18 protein-coding genes are annotated in these 20,038 nt (G+C 52.0%); 7 read left to right on the forward strand and 11 right to left on the reverse strand.

What is annotated here, in order from left to right:
• Positions 1 to 563: 563 nt before the first annotated feature.
• Together LZ24_RS07965 and LZ24_RS07970 are read right to left on the reverse strand one after the other, a co-directional pair.
• Positions 564 to 2,234, reverse strand: coding sequence for a DUF262 domain-containing protein (locus LZ24_RS07965; protein ID WP_144684339.1), 1,671 nt, complete (start codon positions 2,232 to 2,234; stop codon positions 564 to 566).
• Between the two features lie 138 nt (positions 2,235 to 2,372).
• Positions 2,373 to 2,747 (reverse strand): hypothetical protein, encoded by a 375-nt coding sequence (locus LZ24_RS07970; RefSeq protein WP_144684341.1) that lies wholly within the window; start codon positions 2,745 to 2,747, stop codon positions 2,373 to 2,375.
• 465 nt (positions 2,748 to 3,212) lie between these two features.
• Between LZ24_RS07970 and LZ24_RS07975 the strand changes: the two genes are divergently transcribed.
• The 7 genes from LZ24_RS07975 to LZ24_RS08005 all read left to right on the forward strand — a co-directional run bounded on the left by LZ24_RS07975 (position 3,213) and on the right by LZ24_RS08005 (position 12,517).
• Entirely contained in the window at positions 3,213 to 3,656 is a 444-nt protein-coding gene (locus LZ24_RS07975) for a hypothetical protein (protein ID WP_144684343.1), read from the forward strand.
• A 273-nt stretch (positions 3,657 to 3,929) separates the two neighbouring features.
• Positions 3,930 to 5,372 carry a sigma-54 interaction domain-containing protein gene (locus LZ24_RS07980; protein ID WP_144684345.1) on the forward strand — a complete coding sequence of 481 codons (1,443 nt, stop codon included), beginning with the start codon at positions 3,930 to 3,932 and terminating at the stop codon, positions 5,370 to 5,372.
• A gap of 201 nt (positions 5,373 to 5,573) precedes the next feature.
• Positions 5,574 to 6,440 (forward strand): TroA family protein, encoded by an 867-nt coding sequence (locus LZ24_RS07985; RefSeq protein WP_144684347.1) that lies wholly within the window; start codon positions 5,574 to 5,576, stop codon positions 6,438 to 6,440.
• Positions 6,441 to 6,450: 10 nt separating this feature from the next.
• The gene (locus LZ24_RS07990) at positions 6,451 to 8,424 is read left to right on the forward strand and encodes a TonB-dependent receptor domain-containing protein (RefSeq protein ID WP_144684349.1); all 1,974 of its coding nucleotides are present in this window, start codon (positions 6,451 to 6,453) and stop codon (positions 8,422 to 8,424) included.
• A gap of 158 nt (positions 8,425 to 8,582) precedes the next feature.
• Positions 8,583 to 10,403, forward strand: coding sequence for an extracellular solute-binding protein (locus tag LZ24_RS07995; protein WP_144684351.1), 1,821 nt, complete (start codon positions 8,583 to 8,585; stop codon positions 10,401 to 10,403).
• A complete protein-coding gene (locus LZ24_RS08000; protein ID WP_144684353.1) occupies positions 10,400 to 11,497 on the forward strand; it encodes a microcin C ABC transporter permease YejB in 1,098 nt (365 codons plus the stop codon). Before LZ24_RS07995 ends, LZ24_RS08000 begins: the two co-directional genes overlap by 4 nt.
• 3 nt (positions 11,498 to 11,500) lie before the next feature.
• Complete coding sequence (locus LZ24_RS08005) at positions 11,501 to 12,517, forward strand: ABC transporter permease (protein WP_144684355.1); 1,017 nt, start codon at positions 11,501 to 11,503, stop codon at positions 12,515 to 12,517.
• A 22-nt stretch (positions 12,518 to 12,539) separates the two neighbouring features.
• Here the strand turns inward: LZ24_RS08005 and LZ24_RS08010 are convergent, their stop codons facing one another.
• The 9 genes from LZ24_RS08010 to LZ24_RS08040 all read right to left on the reverse strand — a co-directional run bounded on the left by LZ24_RS08010 (position 12,540) and on the right by LZ24_RS08040 (position 19,921).
• The gene (locus LZ24_RS08010) at positions 12,540 to 13,052 is read right to left on the reverse strand and encodes a hypothetical protein (protein ID WP_144684357.1); all 513 of its coding nucleotides are present in this window, start codon (positions 13,050 to 13,052) and stop codon (positions 12,540 to 12,542) included.
• Entirely contained in the window at positions 13,049 to 14,305 is a 1,257-nt protein-coding gene (locus LZ24_RS08015) for an AAA family ATPase (RefSeq protein WP_144684359.1), read from the reverse strand. Before LZ24_RS08015 ends, LZ24_RS08010 begins: the two co-directional genes overlap by 4 nt.
• Positions 14,306 to 14,423: 118 nt before the next feature.
• Complete coding sequence (locus tag LZ24_RS08020; RefSeq protein WP_144684361.1) at positions 14,424 to 14,789, reverse strand: SH3 domain-containing protein; 366 nt, start codon at positions 14,787 to 14,789, stop codon at positions 14,424 to 14,426.
• Between the two features lie 271 nt (positions 14,790 to 15,060).
• Positions 15,061 to 15,336, reverse strand: coding sequence for a Fic family protein (locus tag LZ24_RS17830; RefSeq protein WP_246118554.1), 276 nt, complete (start codon positions 15,334 to 15,336; stop codon positions 15,061 to 15,063).
• Positions 15,333 to 15,701 carry a Fic family protein gene (locus LZ24_RS17835; RefSeq protein ID WP_246118555.1) on the reverse strand — a complete coding sequence of 123 codons (369 nt, stop codon included), beginning with the start codon at positions 15,699 to 15,701 and terminating at the stop codon, positions 15,333 to 15,335. The genes LZ24_RS17830 and LZ24_RS17835 overlap by 4 nt, the downstream gene beginning before the upstream one ends.
• 55 nt (positions 15,702 to 15,756) lie before the next feature.
• Positions 15,757 to 17,031, reverse strand: a complete 1,275-nt coding sequence (locus LZ24_RS08030; RefSeq protein WP_222427582.1) for a restriction endonuclease subunit S — start codon at positions 17,029 to 17,031, stop codon at positions 15,757 to 15,759.
• Complete coding sequence (locus LZ24_RS17190) at positions 17,032 to 17,169, reverse strand: hypothetical protein (RefSeq protein WP_186443002.1); 138 nt, start codon at positions 17,167 to 17,169, stop codon at positions 17,032 to 17,034.
• Positions 17,166 to 18,206 carry a PDDEXK nuclease domain-containing protein gene (locus LZ24_RS08035; RefSeq protein WP_144684363.1) on the reverse strand — a complete coding sequence of 347 codons (1,041 nt, stop codon included), beginning with the start codon at positions 18,204 to 18,206 and terminating at the stop codon, positions 17,166 to 17,168. Before LZ24_RS08035 ends, LZ24_RS17190 begins: the two co-directional genes overlap by 4 nt.
• Positions 18,203 to 19,921, reverse strand: coding sequence for a type I restriction-modification system subunit M (locus LZ24_RS08040; protein WP_144684365.1), 1,719 nt, complete (start codon positions 19,919 to 19,921; stop codon positions 18,203 to 18,205). Before LZ24_RS08040 ends, LZ24_RS08035 begins: the two co-directional genes overlap by 4 nt.
• Positions 19,922 to 20,038: the final 117 nt, after the last annotated feature.

Raw genomic sequence — 20,038 nt, forward strand, 5'->3', positions numbered from 1 at the left:
ACTTACCTTGGAGCTGTCAGTTACTCTTAATGTACCGCTGAGTGAGGCCTCCCGGGTTCCGTTCATGAGACATCCACACATGCACCGGGTCAGCGACTCCGGGGAACCTGCCTGCCACTTGCGTTGACGCAGCATTCAGTTTTGCCTTCCCGTTCACCCAACACGGTCAGCATTCCCAACCCTGATTTCGGAGCTCAATACCGAGCCTGTGTGTTCCCCTGTCAACGCTTAACCACTACCCTCACGAGCAGCAGCCCATGACTCGGGGCTCCGGCGGTTCGCTACACCTTACCGGATAGAGGACTTGCACCTCCAATCTCATGCCAGCTTATCCCGGCGCACTGGGTGTCCTGTGGTTGCATAAAATATCTAGTCACTCCTTATTGAATGCTTAGCAATTTAAGGTACTGGGCTCAGACCGATCCAATCAACAAAAAATCCACAATATGAGGTGGTTTGCTGGCGATTAAAATCACACTATATTGTATGCCGGAATGGTGTGAGCCCAGTGCCCAATTTAACGCCGCTACTCCGCTGCGCGGCTTTTTGCGTCGGCTGTAGTTTCATTCAATACCTTCAATTTCGGGTTCTTCGATATCTTCATATACTTCTAATGGTGTTTCAGAAAGACTCTCTTGGGGAATAATAAATTTATTTAGTGCTTTAGAAATACGCTTTAATCTTGCGCGGTAAAACTTATCGTAATCATTATCCCAAACCCCATCCTTTGCAATATCAATTAAATGAGATTTCATTGTGTTTTCCAATTCATCGTTATGCTTCTGGAATGTTTTCATGTAAACCCCAGGGGATTTGGTTTTTATCGTTCGTTTGTTTAAAAAATCGTCAACGATCGTTATGTTGACGATGTGGTTTACATAGAAGTAATCCCAATCCTTAAATTCTTTCTTGAGCCAGGATTTTGGAAAATAGTGATGATAGTTTTTGCTTGATGCTATTTTTAGCCAGCTATTATCCATAATCACGTCAAGGTTATTGTCGAATGATTTAGGTTTTTGTTTCGCATACAGACAAAGAATCGCTTTGACAAAAGCCTTGCCTGTGCTAAACCAACCGTTATTTTCAATATATTCTTCATCAATAGTAACTGCCCAGCCATATTTTGGCAATTCACCGTTAATAATCGCCTCGATCTTTTCAATGTCTTGCGCTATTTTGCTTTCTACCCCTGATGAATACCTGAACCCTAATGATGCCCGCCAGAAAAAATCTTCCAATCTTTTCTTCATACTTCCTATCGGATTTTTTTTGTGGAGATAGAAAAAATAACTGAATGGAACAATAAGCGCATTATAGGGCAGAATACGACTTACAACAATGCCATAACCCCTGAAAAAATCGACACTTTTTTTTATACAATCAGTCGCTTCATTCCAAATATCTATAAATCTTTGTTTTTCGAGTTTTAATATCTGTTTTCTAGTGCAATCTTTTTCAAGTAGTATTGCAACTACTTGTAGCACTGTTGATGATGGAATTGTATCATATTGGCTAATACTCAACTCTTCTTTAAGTTGATCATATTTTTCTGAAAGATCAAACTCTTCTTTTGCGTCATAAGTCTTGGCAACCATTATCTCGAATAGGGTTAATGCTTTACCGCCGACATTCAATCGTGTAAAAACTTCAGTAGCCACATCTATGGGTGCATTTTTTAAATTAATCACAGAAAAAGTATAAGATTGAATAATCTTTTTATATTGTTCCAATATGGAATGGTATTTTTCAGGAAATGAAGCGAGCATTGTCAGGCTACCTTCCATCAATTCTGTTACCTTGATAAAAGTGTTTGGTTCCATATCAGTTATGTCAGTAACGATGATTTCGCCATCTTCATTTGCTGTTAAATCAACAAATATTTTCGAATAATCAAATATTTTTCCGTCATCATCAGTAATTTGCACCCCCTTCAACGAGGCAAATAAGGATGTTAACCGTTGTTGCCCGTCAAGAACATAATTAATATATTCTCCTTCTTTTGGCTCAGGAAGCATAATATTTCCAAGATTACGAATAGATCTTAAACGTTCATTAGTTCTCCAATAAATAAATGTTCCAATAGGATATCCTTTAATTATACTATCCAGTAGTTTTGCAGAGGCTTTAATTCCCCAAACAAATTTGCGTTGAAATTGAGGAATTTTGACTTGTCCCGTTTCTATTTCGCTTACTAAATCAGAATATTTAACTGGTATATTTTCTAACGATGTCATTAAAAACCTCTTTTTTAATCAGTTGTATTGTGCGTGAATAGTTTACTTGTGCATAACGTTCTGCTTGAGCCGCGGCTTGCCCTGAAGCGCAGCGGAAGGGTAAGCCGTCGGACTCGAAGCAGTTGTTATGTGATTTTGTCATTGCGGCCCAGGAAAAGGGTGGTTTTTGATAAGACCCCATTTGCCATCTGCGTTTTCGGAGCCCCTAGCTCCGATTTCAACCAAGAGCCGTTTGGTTTCTTCGTCGCCTGCTCCGATTACCGCCGAAAGTGTACTGAGGTTTCTCCATTTTTCTGGAAAGCGGTTGTCGTCAAGCATCTCAGCGAGAATTGCTTCTCTCTTCTTGTCGAGTCCCCTCTTTGGCTTTTCCTTCAGCCAATGCAGAACAACATTTCCGAAGAGGGTCAGCAGTGCACCAACTATTCCGCCCAAAAGACCAATCAGCGCGATCCAGAATCGGGTATCTGCTACGACTTGCTTTGCGATTGTTTCTGCTAGAGCTGCTTCGTCCATTACTTCCTCACATAACATATTATTGTGTGGTTCCGTACAACCACCATTTTTTTAAAAAGCCCCCCAGACAAAAAAAGCCACAAAAAAATACTTTCCTAACCGTATAATCCCGTATGTATCATGCTGGACAGAAAACCACCCATTTCAGATTTCCAGCCCCTGTAAAAATCCCCATCAAAAAGCAGTTCCCACAGCACCTGAAAAACGATCCAATTTCCATAGCCCACCCCACCCATTAAGGCAAGTTTTTTCCTCTCTATTCTTTAACCCCCACCAGCCACAATACATTATCCCTCACCACCCACACACCCCGCACAAGCCAATCCTCACAAAAAAAGCCTTGATTTTTCCTTTTGAAAAGTGTTAGTCTAGTCAAACTTTTTTCATCCTTTTTTCCGGGGTGAAAGAGCTGGGGCGGATAAGAAAGCGGATACCATTAACAATATGGAGCAAAAGAGGAAAAACATGAAAAAATACTTGATTGCAGCCATGGTTCTCATGCTGGCGGCCATGCTTGGCATGGGATGCACATCAAAAAGGGCGGTGGACCCAGCCCTGCAGATCCACCCCGATGGCCGGTACAGGGGCGTGTATGGCGATGGCGGGGAGCAGCAGATCAGCATTGAGTTTCATCTGAAAGACGGACTTCTGACCAAGCTTTCCTTCAGGCATTTGCAGTATAAGGGTAAGGATTACAGGCGTGCAAAAGAGGGCGATGGGGACTGGCCCGTTCTGCATCAGCATGGAATGGTGCTGGCCTATCTGGAAGGAAAGCCGCTGAGTGCCGTTTTGGATCTCTACAATCCGGGAAATGTGGTGGCGGATGTGGATGGATTTTCCGGTGCTACGATCCGGGGCAGTAAAATTATTTCTGCCATACGGGATGGTCTGAACCGGGGTATTTACTGAACAGGCACGAGGAAACCAGGGCTTTTGCTGTTGGCAATCTGGCCTCTGCCATGCAATCACCGGCCTGAGTTGCGGGAGGTTCCACCTTTGGGGTGGAGACTCCCGTTTTGGTCTGGCCCGGAAAAAAGTGGTGAAGGGCAGGGAACCCCATGGTCTGATCAGAATGGTACCGGAAGAAAGCCGTATTCGTGGGTGGGTGTTCCGGTATTATTATTTTAGGTTTGACAAAAAAAGTACATTCTGAAAAACACCTTTCTGGAAAGGAAGGTAACTATGGCAGAAAAGCCGTTTCAAAAAAATCAAAGCCTTCTGCCGGATCATCCGGAAGAAAAATTTTCGGTTCTGATGCGCAGTTTGCCCGGCATGGCCTATCATCGCCGAAGGGATGAATTCTGGACCCTCACCTATGCCAGTGAAGGTGCCCGCCGTCTTTTCGGGGATCTGGCCTGGGAAAAAATCCGCTCCGGGGTCACCTGCCTTGGGAATATGGTGCATGAGGAAAGCTATCCCCATGTTCTGGAATCTCTGGAAAGGGCGCTGGCCCGGAAGGAGCCTTACCAGCTGGTGTACCGGGTCAACTCCCTTCTGCATTCAGACAGATGGGTGTGGGATCAGGGGGAGGGCGTTTACGATGAAAAGGGCCATCTGCTTGGTGCCGAAGGTTTTGTAACGGATTTTACGGCATTCAAAACCATGGAAAGGGAACTCAGGGAAGAGATTGGCCGCCTGCGTTGCCGGGAAGACAGCCCTGCGCCAGCTCCCGTCATTCCCGGTATCATTGGGCAGACACCGGAGATGATGGCCGTGTTCCGGCTTGTGAAGCAGGCGGCGGCAAGCGATGCCGCCGTTATTCTCTACGGAGCTTCGGGTACGGGCAAGGAGCTTCTGGCCCGGGCCATCCATGATCAGAGTCCGCGCAGGAACGGGGCCTTTGTTCCGGTGAACTGCGGAGCCATTCCGGAAAACCTCATGGAAAGCGAGTTTTTCGGTTACAGAAAAGGGGCCTTTTCCGGAGCAGACCGGGATCAGCCGGGCATTCTGGATAAGGCCCACGGCGGCACGCTTTTTCTGGATGAAATCGGAGAAATTCCCCTTTCCATGCAGACCCGCCTTCTCCGGGCCATAGAAGGAGGGGGCTTTAGTCCCGTGGGCAGCCGGGAAATCCGTCACCCGGATTTTCGTATCCTTGCGGCGACCAACCGGAATCTGGAAGAATGGGTACGGCAGGGAAAAATGCGGGAAGATTTTTTTTATCGCATCCATGTGGTGCCCCTTCATGTTCCCTCCTTAAAGGAGAGAAAGGCGGATATCCCCCTGCTGGTCAGCCATTTTCTGGAGAGTCTGCCCGGTACACCGCCTCTGGGAACGGCGGAACTCCATCGTCTCATGGCCCATGACTGGCCCGGCAATGTGCGGGAGCTTTGCAATGTGATCCGGCGTTATAGCCTGTTGCACTCCCTTGATCTTCCGGAGCGGGGGAAGGCCTTTGGGGTCAGGGCTGCTACGGTTCTGCCTGCCTGCGGAACCCTGCAGGAGCAGATGGCCCTGATGGAGGCGGCGGTGATTCGGAAAACCCTTGAGGAAACGGGTTTCCACCGAAGTGAGGCTGCGCGGATTCTTGGCATAGACCGGAGGAGTCTTTATACCAAGATGCAGCGGCATGGCATTGGGAAGAAAGAATCCCATTGCGGGAATTTTTCTTCCCAAAACAAATAAATGTCTGGATTGAAAACGTTTTTCCATGTGGATCAATGGGGAGTGGGCAGTATTCTTCCCATTCACCGGATTCCATTTTCCATGAAGAAAATGGTGTGGCCTTATTTTTTAGGCAGTTAAAATATATTTAGCCTGTGGCATGTACCCTGCACTACAGCCCTTCGGAAATGTGACTTTAACGGATGAACGAAGGAGAAGGGTATGATGAGCGGAGCAAGGATGCCGGATGTGATTCTGATAGGGGATAAACTTTCGGATGTGGCCCGGCATCTGGGAATTCTGGGCCGGGGCATGGTGACCTCCCAGATTCCCCAGATTGAAAGAATATTCCCCGGTATCCCCCAGCTGGAATGCACCCGGTGCATCATGGGGGATAAGCGAAGGGTGCTGTATACCGCAGCCAAGCGCATGGGCGTGAACTGGATTGTGCTGGAAAAGGACGGACCGGATGGGCCGGGCTGGTCTGGCATGAATCCCGCCTCCATGGAGGAAGAACTCCGGCAGGAGGGCTATCGGGTGGATGTGGTGGATTTTACGCAGGGGCTTGAAAAGGCTGTGATGGACGCGGGAAGAATTTTTGAAAGGGAGAAGGAAGGGGCAAGGCTGATTAAGGGATACGGGGAGAAAATGGCCGGACTTGCGGAAACCATGCCCCGGAACCTTGGGCTGAAGGTGGCGGTTTTCCTTGGCATGGTCCATCCGGAAACGGGCCAGCACTATCTGGTTGCCGAAGGCCCGGACACCTTCTGCTGTCAGCATCTTCTCCGGCCCATGGGCTGCGAGGAGGTGGGAGGATCCCTTGTGTCCGGTGAGGGGCCGGAAGTCTTGCAGAGCCTCCTTGCCCTGAAAGACGTGCGGCCCGATGTGCTGGTGTTCACGGGTGATGCCCAGGTGGGGCTGGGGCTTCTCCATGGAGAGCTGGCCGAAGACAGGGCGCTTCTGGAGGTTCCTGCCCTGCGGGATCTTGCCCTCTTTGCCCTTCCCCATGTGAGCGGCGGCGAACCCATGGATTATCCTGCCCGGATGCAGCAGTGGATCATGGCCTTTTCACCCTTTAAAAATCGGTAAGGAGTACGGGATGTTTTGTAAAAAATGGGCGGTATGGATGATAACACTGGCCTTTCTGCCTCCCTTTGCCATGGCGGATGGGCCCAAGGATCTGGAAATGGATGGGGTGGTGGTCACGGCCACCCGCACGGAAAGTGATCTTCTGCGGCTTCCTGCTTCGGCGGATCGTCTGGAGGGGGATGCCCTCAAGGACAGGGGAGCAGGGGATATCACAGATATTCTTTCCACCCTGCCCGGTGTGGACATTTCAGGGGGAACGGGACACAGCCGTCAGCCTGCCCTGCGGGGTCTTCCCGAAAGCCAGACCATCATTAAAATAGACGGGGCAAGGGAAAATTATGTGCAGAAGGCAGGGGATGCCCAGACCACCATTCTGCTGGACCCGGATCTTCTCAAGGCCGTGGAAGTGGTGAGGGGACCGGCCTCCACCCTGCACGGCGGAGGCGGTATCGGCGGTGTTATTGCCTTTACCACCAAAGATGCGGCAGATCTGCTGCGGCCGGGCCAGTCCTTTGGCGCTTCTCTGCGTGCGGGGGCCTCCACGGCGGACAGCAGCCGGGACGGGAGCCTCATGGCCTATGGCAGAAGCGGGGATGCGGATCTTCTGGCTTTTTCCTCATACAGGGATTACGGCTCCTATACATCCAGTGATCCGGACAGGGCCAAGACCCGTCTTTCCGGAGACAGGCAGCAGCATCTGATGAAGGCTTCCTGGATTCCCGATGAAGGCAGGCGGGTGAGTTTCAGTGCATCCCGCTATGAGCAGGCCTACAAATATCCGGATGAGGGGAGCTGGTACGAGAGCGAGCAGAATCGCTTTCTTGCCGCGCTGGAGCTGGATCCCGGCAGCCAGTGGGTGGATACCCGCATGACCCTCATGCATTCTGAACGGAAAGAAGATCAGTTTAATAATGTCAGAAATGGCCTGAAATTTACCTCTTCCGGTGTGGATGTGCAGAATGCCATGCGTTTTGCGGCAGGCCCCACACGTCATCGGGTGGTGGTGGGCGGGGATTTCTATAAGGATGAATATGCACCCCAGACGGACAGCTGGGCCGATCCTCCCGGAGAAGGCAGGGACGGCGGACTTTTCATTCAGGATGAGATGGCGTTGGCGGATGGAAAGATTCTTATCATTTCCGGGCTTCGCTATACCTGGTTTGACCGCAGTGGCAAACGTTCCGATGCCGGTGACGGCAGTGACTCCCGCCTGAACCCACGGGTTTCCCTAAGCTGGAATCCTCTGGAGAGCCTTGGGTTTTATGCCAGCTATGCCGAAGCCTTCCGCCCGCCCCTGGTGAGTGAGATGTACACGGAGCTGGATTTTATGAATCCTCCCGTACACATTCGGGTGCTGGCCAACCCGGACCTCAAGCCGGAAACGGCCAAAACACGGGAGTTTGGCATGCATGTGAGCCGCAACGGGCTTTTCAGCCACAGGGATGCCCTTCGGTTCAAGGCCGTTTGGTTCATTGAGGATATTGAGGATCTGATCAGCATCAAAACCCTGAAAGATCTGGACCCTCCCCATTCCTTTGAGCGCATTGTGCAGACCGTGAACATTGAATCCGCCAAACGTCAGGGCTATGAGCTGGCAGCCACCTACGGTATCGGTGATTTTGGCATGCTCTTCACCTATGCGAAGGTTGATAACCGGGAGTCTTCGGACAAAGACAGCTGGGCCGGGGCAACCCCCGGAGTGTTCCAGAGCCGAATCCATTACCATTTTGTGGAAACGGGTCTGCGCCTTGGCTGGCATGGCCGTTTTGTGGAGTCCTTCAAGGCCGAAGGCAAAACCTGGGAGTCCCACAATATTCATGGACTCTTTGCCCGCTGGGAAGGCCGGAGCGGTTCTCTCGATGGCCTTTCCGCAGGGATCTTTGTGGACAACCTGCTGGACGAAAGCTACAGGGCCTATCATTTCAAGGATTCCGGTGCGGGCATTGGCCGGAACCTGAGGGTTTCATTCGGGTATCGTTTCTGATCTTTGCGATTACCGGGTCATCCCCTTCTCCTGTTGGGAGAGGGGGATGGCTCTGGATTGATGCAGGGCAGGCTTTGCGTCTGCCTGCTTGTGTGGCGGCACCTCCTGCGGGTGCCTGCATTCTGCTGTTTTGTTTTGTAAGAATCGGGTGCCCGGGTATGTGTGTGCTGCGTATGTTGTTTTATTTCTGCCTGTTTTTGATCATGCTTCCCCATGGAACGGCTCTGGCCCTCCACGCCTTTAGTGCGGATGGCGAGCCTCTCTATGCCTCTGACTTCACCCATTTTTCCTACGTGAATCCCCATGCGCCCAAGGGCGGAGAGCTGCGCTGCCACACCATCGGCACCTTTGACAGCTTTAATCCCCTGCTGCTCAAGGGCCGCCCTGCGGAAGGCATTCATCTGATCTACGACACCCTTCTTGTGGAAAGCGAGGATGAGCGGGATGTGGCCTATGGCCTGCTGGCTTCGGAAATTCATGTGCCTCCGGATCTTTCCCATGTGATTTTTCAGCTGCACCCCGAAGCCCGCTTTGCCGATGGCAGCCCCGTCCGCGGGGAGGATGTGGTGTTTTCATGGGAAATGCTGCAGGCCCACTTCGGTTCCGCCCTGCGCCGTTACAGCGAGGCCGTGGCATCCGTAACCGTCCTTTCCGGCAACCGGGTGCGTTTTGATTTCCGGGAAGAGCAGAACCCCTCCCTTGTTCTCATGGTGGGTCGCCTGCAGATTCTTCCGGCCCATTACTGGGAGGATAAGGACTTTGGCCGTGCGGATCTCACCCCGCCCATGGGTTCCGGTCCCTATGCCGTGGCGGAGGTGGAAGCGGGCAGGCGTGTGGTTTATGTCCGCAGGCCGGATTACTGGGCCGCAGACCACCCCATAAACCGGGGACGCTGGAATTTTGACCGCATCCGTTATGAGTATTTTCGGGATGATACGGTGGCCATGGAGGCCTTCCGCGCAGGGCTTTATGATTTTCGCTTTGAGTCTTCCGTGAAAAACTGGGCCACCCGCTATGAAGGCCCCCGCTTTGAAGATGGCCGTATCCTGAAACAGACGCTGGAGAACCGGGAGCCATCGGGCATGTATGGCCTTGTGATGAATACCAGAAGGCCTGTGTTTGCGGACAGGGGGGTAAGAAAGGCCATGCTGTTTGCCTTTGATTTTGAATGGGCCAACCGCCGTTTTTATTATGGTGAATATGAGAGAACGGAAAGCTATTTTGAAAATTCAGACATGAAAGCTCCGCCCCTTGCCGATGAAGGGGAAGCTGCCATTCTGCGATCCTTCGGGGATGCCCTGCCCGAAGGCATACTGGAAAATCCCCTGAGCCTGCCCCTGACGGACGGAAGCGGCCATAACCGGGAAGGTCTCATGGCGGCGGACAGGCTGCTCAGGGAAGCAGGCTGGGTGGTGGAAGGGGGCAGAAGGGTGCATGGAAAAACAAAGCAGGTTTTTCGGTTTCAGTTTCTCACGGATTCCCGCAGGGAGGAGCGCATGCTTCTGCCCTTTGCCCGCAACCTCGGACGCCTTGGCATAGAGATGCGGATTCACATGGTGGATGGCCCCCAGTACACCCGGCGTTTGCGGGACTGCGATTTTGACATGATCGTGGCAGGATTCGGGGCTGCTTACAGGCCGGGCCGGGAGCTTGCCGTGGCCTTTCATTCCGCAAGCCGTGACCGGAAGGATCAGCGGAATTTCATGGGCATTGCCGATCCTGTGGCAGACCGCCTCATAGAAAAGATCCTTTCCGCCGCAAGCCGCCGGGAGATGATCCCCTATGTCCGCGCTCTGGACCGCATACTGCGCCACGGTCATTATGTCATTCCCTTTGGTGCGGGAAAGCGCCGATATCTGGCAAGGGCTGTCCACATTCAGTCTCCGGACAGGCCTCCGCCCTGGGGCAGGGGGGTGAGCACATGGTGGTACGGAGAAGAAGACCGGGCAGCCGCCCCATCTGCGGAGGATGCACCATGATTGCCTATATCGCAAAAAGGGTTTTTCTCCTTGTTCCCACCCTTCTGGGGATTCTGGCCTTAAATTTTTTCCTTGTGCAGCTGGCTCCCGGCGGGCCGGTGGAACAGGTGATCAGCCGCATGGAGGGCAGGGGCGACCGGGCGCTGGAGCGCATCACCGGCGCAGAAGGGGATGCCATTTCCATGGTGGAAACCTCTTTGGACAGCACTTCCGCCTATCGGGGCAGGGACGGGATTTCCCCGGAGCTGGTGGCGGAAATTGAGAAACGTTTTGGTTTTGACAGGCCGCTGCATGAGCGGTTTTTTTCCATGCTGAAAAGCTATCTTCTTCTGGATTTCGGGGAGAGTTTTTTTAAAGACCGGAGCATTCTCGGCATGATCGGGGAGAAAATGCCCGTATCCCTGTCTCTGGGGCTATGGAGCACCCTTGTGATCTATCTGGTTTCCATCCCTCTGGGAATCCGCAAGGCCGTGCGCCACGGCTCGCCCTTTGATGTGTGGACCAGCTTTGTCATCGTGATCTGCAACAGCATTCCCGTCTTTCTCTTTGCCGTGATCCTCATCGTTATCTTTGCAGGGGGCAGTTATCTGGAGTGGTTTCCCCTCAGGGGGCTTGTTTCCGATCATTTCCATGAACTGTCTTTTACGGGAAAAGTGCTTGATTATTTTCATCATCTGGCCCTGCCCATCCTTGCCATGACCATCGGGGGGATTGCCGGTTTTGCCATGCTCACCAAAAACTGCTTTCTGGATGAAATCCGCCATCAGTATGTGACCACGGCCAGAGCCAAGGGAGCCAGCGAAGGACGGGTGCTTTTCGGCCATGTGTTCCGAAATGCCATGCTCATTGTCATTGCAGGGCTTCCCGGAACCTTTCTTGGCATTTTCTTTACGGGTTCCATGATGATCGAGGTGATCTTTTCTCTGGATGGTCTGGGGCTCATGGGCTTTGAGGCCACCATGAACCGGGATTATCCCGTGATGTTTGCCGGGCTTTATATCTCCACCCTCATGGGCCTGTTTGTGAAAATACTCTCGGACATCACCTATGTGCTGGTGGACCCGCGAATCCATTTTGATGCAGGGGGAGTGTGAACCATGCGTGCCGTTACCCGCCGACGGATGAAAACCTTTGCCAGCAACCGCAGGGCATGGATCTCCTTATGGATTTTCATGACGCTTTTCACGGCAAGTATTTTTTCCGAGTTCATTGCCAATGAAAGGCCCCTTGTACTGTATTTTCAGCATAGAATGTATTTTCCCGTTTTTTCTGAGATCCCGGAAACCCTGTTGGGTGGGTACTTTGAAACGGATGCGGATTTCACGGACCCAGCGGTCATTGCCATGGCAGAGGCCCATGGCTGGATGCTCTGGCCGCCGGTGCGCTTTTCATGGCATACGGTGAACCTTGCAAGGGAGGGGGTATATCCTGCTGCACCCGGTGCGGGGAACTGGCTGGGAACCGATGACCATGGCCGGGATATTCTGGCAAGGCTGCTTTATGGGTTCCGGGTCTCCGTGCTTTTTGGTCTTTGTCTGGCGGTTTTCAGTACGCTTGTGGGCATTGTGGCCGGGGCGGTGCAGGGGTATTTCGGCGGCAAGGTGGATCTTTTTGGTCAGCGCTTCATGGAAATCTGGTCCGGTCTTCCCATGATCTATCTGCTCATCATCCTTTCAAGTTTCATGCAGCCGGGCTTTTTTGTGCTGCTCTTCATCATGCTCTTGTTTTCATGGATGGGCATGGTGGATGTGGTGCGGGCCGAGGTGCTGCGCTGCCGGAACTTAGGCTATGTGAAAGCCGCCCGCTGCATGGGACTTCCGGACCGGGTGGTGCTCTTTCGCCATGTGCTGCCCAATGCCATGGTGGCCACCCTGACCTTTCTGCCCTTTGTGCTCAACGGTGCCATCACCACCCTCACATCCCTGGATTTTCTCGGATTCGGCCTGCCTCCCGGCTCCCCGTCTCTGGGAGAGCTGCTTGCACAGGGAAAGGAAAATCTGGATGCTCCCTGGATCGGCATTGCCGCCTTTGCCGTGCTGGCCTCCATGCTGAGCCTGCTGGTTTTTATCGGGGAAGGGGTGAGGGATGCCTTTGATCCACGGCATGAAGGGTAGGGGGGGGGACGTGACACCTTCATCATCGTCCTTGTCTCCGTCTTGGCACAGCAACCGGGACAAGTGGCTCATGCGCTTTCAGGCTCTGGTCGCCGGTCAGAATTTCCGTGGTAAAGCCCATGCGATGATAGAGTTCGGCCACATCCTTAATCGTGGCATCGCCAAAGGAAATCTGTTGGGCAGCTAAAAGTGGCCAGGAATCGGCCAGTTTTTTCAGGCTTGCCGGTAGCCAAAGATCAGATTGTTGGGAAAAGGCGGCCCATGGTGCTTCACTGTCAGCACTTTTCCGCATTAAATCCGCCAAAGCATCTGCAAATTCTTTGCGGCTGTGGGAAGCCTGAGCGATGTGGTTACCCGTTTCGATGAGGGTTGCCAGCGGCAGCACAAAAAGAGCCTTTTCCTTAAAACCGGCCTCAATTCTCTTTGCTACACGTTTTTTGTCCCAGCGGTTTTCAGCAGAACCACAAACATCCATCCCCGGTATCGCCAGCCAGACGCACAGGATACTGGTATCAAAAATGATAACGCGCCTCATGGCTTGGCCTCCCGCTTCAAGGCCTCTTCAAGCCATCCCCATTCAGAGAGTCTCCCCAGCGTTCCGCTTGCAATCAGTTTGGGCAAGGCATCAATATCCTCCAGCAGGGTCAGTTTGCTGAATCCCGTAGCATCTTCACGATGGACAACGGTGATAAAGGGCACCATACCCACTACGGCAGCGGCATCCAGTAAAGCTGGATTATGGGTGGTGACCAGTACATCAATGTTTCGTTCTTTTCCCAGCGTCTTGAGCATATCCACCAGAAAATGCGCCCGAGAAGGATGCAGCCCGTTATCCACTTCCTCAATGACCAGCAGACTGCCCGGTTCCCGGGTCAACAGGGCTGTGACGATGGCCAGATAACGCAAGGTACCATCGGACATACCGCGGGCATCCACTTCATGGGTTGGCTGATTTTCCCAGCCTTCCTCGCAGTAAAGCATGGCATCTGTTTTGAATTTTCCCACGGGTTCGGTCCAGATGCGTTGAATGTCGCGTTCCGGAAGATCCTTGAGATAGCGGGTCAGGGTTTCTTCAACGATCTTTTTTCTTTCCGTTTCCAGGCCGGCCAGAACCCCGGCAATATTAGAGCCGTCCGCCAGCAGCTTCTCCGACAGTGGTGTGTAATTCCGCATATGGCTTGGAATGGGGTCGAATACAAAAATTTTCTGCAGATGAGAGAGTACCCGTCTCGCACCTTCCTGAATTTCCTTTTTCACATTCAGGGTTTCGACCTGAGAAAGAATGATATTGGCACGGTTCAGATCATGTCGTTTACCCCTTCCCTGGGTTCCCGTAGAAAAATAAGTGGGGATGCCGGGTGAACTGGATTCTTCCTGCTTGGTCTGAAACAACATTTTTTCTCTGGGGTGTTCCCGGCGGGGACCGTAGGTGAGCAGGGTCAGTTCTTCAGCATAAACCTCGGCCTTTGTGCCATTGAGCAGGATGGTCAGGTCATAGCGGTAATCCTCCCTTTCATTATCGCTTCCCAGCGTAACAGAAAGCTGAAATTTCTTTTCAGGTTTACGGCAAACCCACTCCACGCCACCACGCAGAGCAGGCAGATTCACATCTCCGGCAATGGCAGGAAAAATAGCAATCCCCTGACTGACCCGATTGAGAAAAAGAAGGGCATCCAGACAATTTGATTTTCCGCTGGCATTGTTGCCAATCAGAACCGTCAGGGGGTCAACATGGAGTGTTGCTTTTTCGAAGCTTTTCCAGTTGATGAGTTCCAGTTCTTTTATCATGGCTACTCCATTCCAAGACTTATCAGGTGCCATGGCTCTGTAAAGAGTCCATTCATTCTGCACGGAATCTGCAAATTTTTTGGCTGAACTCGTCCCTTTGGGTTGTGTAGAATCCGATTCACGAAGATGCCTCCTGAAGGTTTTCAAGCGGCACCCAGCCGGATTCGGAACTACCTGATTTTTCGCACCAAACCCAGCCGTTGAGGACTCTTGTGCCAACCAGTAACTCTCCTTTTTGTACATTCAGCTCCCTTGCCGTGTAGTCTTCACGGGCACGGGCGGTCTTGTCTGTGATGATCTCGATAATCTGTGCCGGAACCCAGCCCCCTTTTTGTCCGGGTGATTCACAGAATATCCAGTTTTCCCAGCCCTCCGGACCTTCATATTTTTCACCCACGGTGAGCGGAGCGCCTTTTTTAAAGGTAATGGGTTCGGGAAATTCGCTGGTGTGGTCTTGAATGACAAGGTACTGTCTGGTTTCCATCTTCGCTTCCTTTGGGTTAGGGTTTGATACGGTGGCCCGGAGTCTGATTGCTGCCCGCCTTGAACCTGCAATAAGAATGGATACATTTTACCTTATCTTGAAATCCTTAAATAAAGAGCCGCAAAGTAAAAATCAAGCGGGTTTTCCGAAGAACGGCTTTATGGCCTGGCCTTCCGCTTTAACGCCTCTTCAAGCCATCCCCATTCAGAGAGTTTCCCCAACGTTCCGCTTGCAATCGGTTTGGGCAAGGTATCACTGTCCTCAAGCAGGGTCAGTTTGCTGAATCCCGTAGCAGACGGCCCTTGTCCGTCAGCCGGTATTTCTGTTTGCTGCTGCGTGGCTTGTCGGGGAGGGTCATTTCAATGAGACCGGCATCCAAGGCGGGGATCAGGTAAGCCCTACGGAAATGTTCATTGTCTTTCAGCCCAAGGGCTTCTTTGAGCTGTTGCCGGGTCATTTCGGAGGTTAAGATTGTGAGGAGCCGGACTTCCGGGGTGACTTCCTGTGTGACTTCCGGGGTTGATGTGCTGATCGTATCCAGAATCATTTGCAACCCGTCTCGTCAATCAGGCCGGACATCAGTATCCGATGGGCTTGCAGCAGATCCTTTTCCACATTGGGCTTCCAGGCATGGAACCGGTCGTAGGCTGCCAGGGCATTTTTCACCTCCTGCACCTCACGGGGTGGGGCAATGACCCGCTTTCCCTCCAGAATTGCCGTAATCTGCGTCTCACTCAGGGTATTGCCCTCGATGGCCAGCGAAGCGTGAATGCTGCGAATACGGTTGATGCGCCGCAGCCGCAAGACTTTCGCCTGATCGGTGAGTACGGTCAGTCTTCCGATGGCCTCGCCGATCTTGGCGACCAGAGTCACAATCAGCGGGGTGATGGTGTAGGGCGGCTGGTATTTCATGTGGCTGTTTTCCTGACCATTGAAGATACCCATTCTGCTATTTCAGTAGAATGGGTTAGCGTTTTTCAAAACAGGACAAATTGCTGGTATGGCTTTTTGCCGGAGAAAAAAAGTGAGAGGGGTTTTCAGATTCCGGCAGAGCAATATCAGGCTCTGTTTCAGCAGGTTTTCTGTGGGACGCATCCGGTTCGATGGGCAGGGGCACCCGTGAGAGATCCAGCTCGCCCTTGAACGCCTTCTGACTCAGTGCGCCATAGAGGGTTTCCAGATCGCTGAGGCTTTTCTGGTAACGGGATTTGAGGCCTTCGACCTTTTCGACAATGGCGGCGAATTGTTTTCGATCATCCTCAAGAGGCCGGATGACGGGCAAAGGCCTTAATGTTTCGATATTTATGTTTGCCCTTGCCGCTTCAGGTGCCCTGGCTCTGAGCACGGGTTTCCAGAAACGGAGCAAAAATTCAATAAAAACTGATTCTGTTTCTTTGTCTCCTGTTCTCGGTGTAATGCCGATGACGGAGTCGGGGGCATAGGTTGGAATTTGAAGAATGGCTGTTTCACCGATTGTCGCGCCGACAATTGCGATTACGATCGTACCTACATCGAATTTCTTGCTTACCTTGATTCCAAGCTCGTTAAGCGTCTGGGTGTATTCTCGAAGCCGTCCGTTTGACCGACTAATATCACCAGTTTGAATAAACGGGTAAGCCCCGCTATAGAATTTCGGGTCATTTCGTGGGCGTGGTGAGAATCGGCCACGCTCAATTGTTGTAAATTTTTCAAGAGGCTCTGTGGCCCACTTCTTCTCATTCCGCACGGGGTCGCCGAACATCTCCAGAAAGACGCTTTTGAGCAGGTCGTCGAGTTGTTGAAGGTGCTGTTTGCGCAGGGCAATCAGCCCTTCCACCTTGCTGAGAAGATGGGCAATGCGTTTTTGGTCGCGGTATTCTTCGGGGTACGGAATTAGAATATCCGAGAGATATGCTTTGGAAATATGCTTTAGTCCCGCCCCTTTAAAACCGTTTTCAAGGACTTGCATATTACCCTTGAAGAATTGGAACACATAGTCTGCTTTAATCTTGGCCTTAGGCTTGGGACGTATGGTGATGCAATCAGTTGAGGTAGCAAAACGACTGGTCGTGAAGTGCACACTGGCCTTACCTCCTGTGCCAAAAACAAGACAGCCCCGTTCATGCTGAAAATTATCCAGATATTTAGACTGCTTTTCACTGGATGTATAGAGTGGATACTTGCCTTCATCTAGCCCGTCGCCAGCCTTGACCTTTGACTTGGGGAGAAAATCAAACAAATTGCTAAGCTTATTCTGTTTCATTCAAATATTTCCTATTAAATCCAATATCTCATGCTCAATCCCGTTTTCAACCCCTTCCCAAACCTTTTCGTGTTTTTCGTGGCCAAAAACCATCTCCATTCCGTGTTTTCTGTGTCTTCCGTGGTTCATCTTCTTCATTCCCCAGCTCCGGGCAACTTCCGTTCTGCCAGCCGCTCCCGCACCTCAATCAAGGCATTGTGCAGTTTTTCTTCCAGCAGTTTTTTGGGAGGCAGTTCCGTCCAGTATTCGGCCACCATGATATTGTCTTTCTGCATGTTGAGCAGCTCCACCTGTTCGGTGCCTGCTTCCGCACAGAGGATCAGTCCGATGGGGGCTTCTTCGCCGTTCTGCCGTTCGTATTTGTTAAGCCAGTTGAGATAGAGTTCCATCTGGCCCTTGAAGGCGGCTTTGAAGCGGTCGATTTTCAATTCCACCGCCACCAGTCGCCTCAGCTTCCGGTGAAAGAAGAGCAGATCAAGGTAAAAATCCTCGCCGTCAATAATCATCCGCTTCTGGCGTTCCACAAAGGCAAAGCCTTTACCCAGTTCCAGAATGAAAAGCTCCAGCTCCTTGAGCAGGGCGGTCTCCAGCTCATTTTCCAGATACCCCTCTTTCAATCCGAGAAAATCGAGAAAGTAAGGATCTTTGAAGCTGCCGTTCAGATGCTCCGCCTCGGCCAGGGATCGTTTTGTATCGGCAATTTCGGAGCGTTCAAAGGCCTTGCGCTCAATCTGGCGTTGCAGTTCCCGTTTGCTCCATTTACCTTCGATTGCCTGTCTGGCGTAAAACCACCGGGCCTCACTGCTTTGCAGGGACATCAGAATGGTAAAATGCGTCCAGCTCAATTGTGACACCAGCGGTGACACAATCTCGAAGTCTGGAAAAACCTCAGCAAACTGCATCATCCGCCTCAGGTTTCTGACCTCAAAACTGTTGCCATAGAGTGCTGCCAGCTCCCCGGCCAGTGACACCACCACCTGCTTGCCGTATTCCGCCCGCTCTCCGTGCAACACCTCTTCATTGATGCGTTTGCCCACATGCCAGTAGGTGATGGTTACCGCACTGTTAACCGCGGAAACCGCCTGCTTTCGGCCCTGATCAATCAGGGATTTCAGATCTTGAAGCAGATTTCCTGCACGGGAATCGGGAAAGCTGTTTTGTAGGCTACTGCTCATCCGATCATCTCCCTGAGTTCCAGCAGTTCCCGCACAATCCCACCCTCAACACTTTCCAAAACCTTTTTATGGGTTTCGTGGTTTACAAAATCTTCCCCCAGCTCCGCCACCAGCAAGCGTTCCAGAATCACCCCCGGCTTTTCATACGTAACCTCTTCAAACACATCCTCCTTGTACCGGCTTAGGGACAGGTCATACCCCTCGGTCTCGATGTCGGCACGGGGCACCATAAACCATTTTTGCGTACGGTCGGTATCGGTCTCGGGATTGCGGGCATGGAAACGGGAAACAATATCCTGCAAGTCCCCATGTCCTTCCTGCTTGCTGCGCTTGTCATCCAGGGAATAGCCGTCTGCCTGCATCTCATAAAACCAGACATGCTCCGTGGCCGCCTGGCTCACCTTGTCCTTTGGCCCCCAGACCTTGGTGAAAAGAAGGATGGCGGTGCTGACCCCGGCATAGGGCTTAAAAACACCGCTGGGCATGGTGATGACCGCCTTGAGGTCGCAGCGTTCCACCAGCATCCGGCGCAGGGTTTTGAATGCGGTGCCGGAACCGAAGAGTACCCCTTGCGGTACGATGACACAGGCGGTGCCGCCCTTTTTGAGCAGGCGGTAGATGTTCTCGACAAAGAGCAGCTCGGTCTTGGTGGTGGAAAGTTGCAGGTTTTCGTTGATGTCGCCCTTGTCGATGCTGCCGGTAAAGGGCGGGTTGGCCATGACGATGTCGTATTCGGCCTCTTCCAGATAACCCTTGGAAAGGGTGTCCCTGTAGTCGATTCTGGGTTCGTCGATGCCGTGCATCATCAGGTTCATCAGCCCCAGACGCACCATGGTGCTGTCGATGTCATATCCGTAGAGCGAGGCTTGCAGGATGGCCTGCCTTTTTTCGTCGAAGGCGGCTGCAACGGAGGTTCGAACAAAACCGTCTTCATCGGGCTTCAGGTCACTGGTTCCCGCCTTGATGGCCAGTTGGGTGACGATGTACTGATAGGCCCCAAGCAGAAAGCCTCCGGAACCACAGGCCGGGTCTGCGATGCGGTGGCCCAGTTGGGGCTGCACCAGATCGGTCATCAGTTTTATGATATGACGCGGGGTACGGAACTGGCCGTTCTTGCCCGCCGTGGCGATCTCGGAAAGGAGCATTTCATAAACATCCCCCTGAATATCCTGAAAGGCCTGTCCCTTCTCCTGCGAGTCCTTCCCCATGATTTCGAAAATCTCGTCGATGGTCTTCACCGCCTCCACCAGGAGGGAGGGTTTAGGGATGATGAACACGGCGTTTTTCATGTGGTGGGTGAAGTTGCTTGCGGTGCCGTTCATGTCCTTGAGAAAGGGAAAAACCTTGCCCTGCACATGTTGCAGCATTTCCTCGGCCTGCATGTGTCTGAACGCGCTCCAGCGTAAGCTGTGCTTGTCGATTTCATACATTTTGGCATCGGCCTGACGTTTGGCCGTTTCTTTTTGGGTGTCGTCTTCCCTTGCTTTGGCGCGGTATTCGGGCGGTACCCATTGCCCTTCGAACCTGGAGGTGTAGGCCTCGCCGGTCCACTCGGCATCGCCCTGTTTCTTCTGATCCAGATCATCGAGCCGCTTCATGAACAGGAGGTAGGTGATCTGTTCGATGGCAGTGAGCGGGTTGGAGATGCCGCCCGACCAGAATTTGTCCCAGAGCTGGCCGATCTTGCTTTTGAGTTCGGGGTTGTTTTGCAGCATGGTTATTTTCCTTCGTTCCCGGCAGGAGTCGCGGTCAAGACTCTTACCGTTATAGATTCTTTGTTCACTCTTCCAGCCTGATCATTTCGTACTTTTCGTGTCTTTCGGGGTTAAAAT

This window comes from Desulfobotulus alkaliphilus, assembly GCF_007830435.1.
GTDB classification, from domain to species: Bacteria; Desulfobacterota; Desulfobacteria; order Desulfobacterales; family ASO4-4; genus Desulfobotulus; species Desulfobotulus alkaliphilus.

What these genes read in the sequence shown, in the direction of transcription:
- LZ24_RS08015 (WP_144684359.1), bottom strand. Translation starts at nt 14,305, where the DNA reads ATGATAAAAGAACTGGAACTCATCAACTGGAAAAGCTTCGAAAAAGCA.
- LZ24_RS08000 (WP_144684353.1), top strand. Translation starts at nt 10,400, where the DNA reads ATGATTGCCTATATCGCAAAAAGGGTTTTTCTCCTTGTTCCCACCCTT.
- LZ24_RS07995 (WP_144684351.1), top strand. Translation starts at nt 8,583, where the DNA reads ATGTGTGTGCTGCGTATGTTGTTTTATTTCTGCCTGTTTTTGATCATG.
- LZ24_RS08035 (WP_144684363.1), bottom strand. Translation starts at nt 18,206, where the DNA reads ATGAGCAGTAGCCTACAAAACAGCTTTCCCGATTCCCGTGCAGGAAAT.
- LZ24_RS07985 (WP_144684347.1), top strand. Translation starts at nt 5,574, where the DNA reads ATGATGAGCGGAGCAAGGATGCCGGATGTGATTCTGATAGGGGATAAA.
- LZ24_RS08030 (WP_222427582.1), bottom strand. Translation starts at nt 17,031, where the DNA reads ATGAAACAGAATAAGCTTAGCAATTTGTTTGATTTTCTCCCCAAGTCA.
- LZ24_RS07990 (WP_144684349.1), top strand. Translation starts at nt 6,451, where the DNA reads ATGTTTTGTAAAAAATGGGCGGTATGGATGATAACACTGGCCTTTCTG.
- LZ24_RS17830 (WP_246118554.1), bottom strand. Translation starts at nt 15,336, where the DNA reads ATGATTCTGGATACGATCAGCACATCAACCCCGGAAGTCACACAGGAA.
- LZ24_RS07965 (WP_144684339.1), bottom strand. Translation starts at nt 2,234, where the DNA reads ATGACATCGTTAGAAAATATACCAGTTAAATATTCTGATTTAGTAAGC.
- LZ24_RS08040 (WP_144684365.1), bottom strand. Translation starts at nt 19,921, where the DNA reads ATGCTGCAAAACAACCCCGAACTCAAAAGCAAGATCGGCCAGCTCTGG.
- LZ24_RS08010 (WP_144684357.1), bottom strand. Translation starts at nt 13,052, where the DNA reads ATGAGGCGCGTTATCATTTTTGATACCAGTATCCTGTGCGTCTGGCTG.
- LZ24_RS07970 (WP_144684341.1), bottom strand. Translation starts at nt 2,747, where the DNA reads ATGGACGAAGCAGCTCTAGCAGAAACAATCGCAAAGCAAGTCGTAGCA.
- LZ24_RS17190 (WP_186443002.1), bottom strand. Translation starts at nt 17,169, where the DNA reads ATGAAGAAGATGAACCACGGAAGACACAGAAAACACGGAATGGAGATG.
- LZ24_RS07980 (WP_144684345.1), top strand. Translation starts at nt 3,930, where the DNA reads ATGGCAGAAAAGCCGTTTCAAAAAAATCAAAGCCTTCTGCCGGATCAT.
- LZ24_RS08020 (WP_144684361.1), bottom strand. Translation starts at nt 14,789, where the DNA reads ATGGAAACCAGACAGTACCTTGTCATTCAAGACCACACCAGCGAATTT.
- LZ24_RS17835 (WP_246118555.1), bottom strand. Translation starts at nt 15,701, where the DNA reads ATGAAATACCAGCCGCCCTACACCATCACCCCGCTGATTGTGACTCTG.
- LZ24_RS08005 (WP_144684355.1), top strand. Translation starts at nt 11,501, where the DNA reads ATGCGTGCCGTTACCCGCCGACGGATGAAAACCTTTGCCAGCAACCGC.
- LZ24_RS07975 (WP_144684343.1), top strand. Translation starts at nt 3,213, where the DNA reads ATGAAAAAATACTTGATTGCAGCCATGGTTCTCATGCTGGCGGCCATG.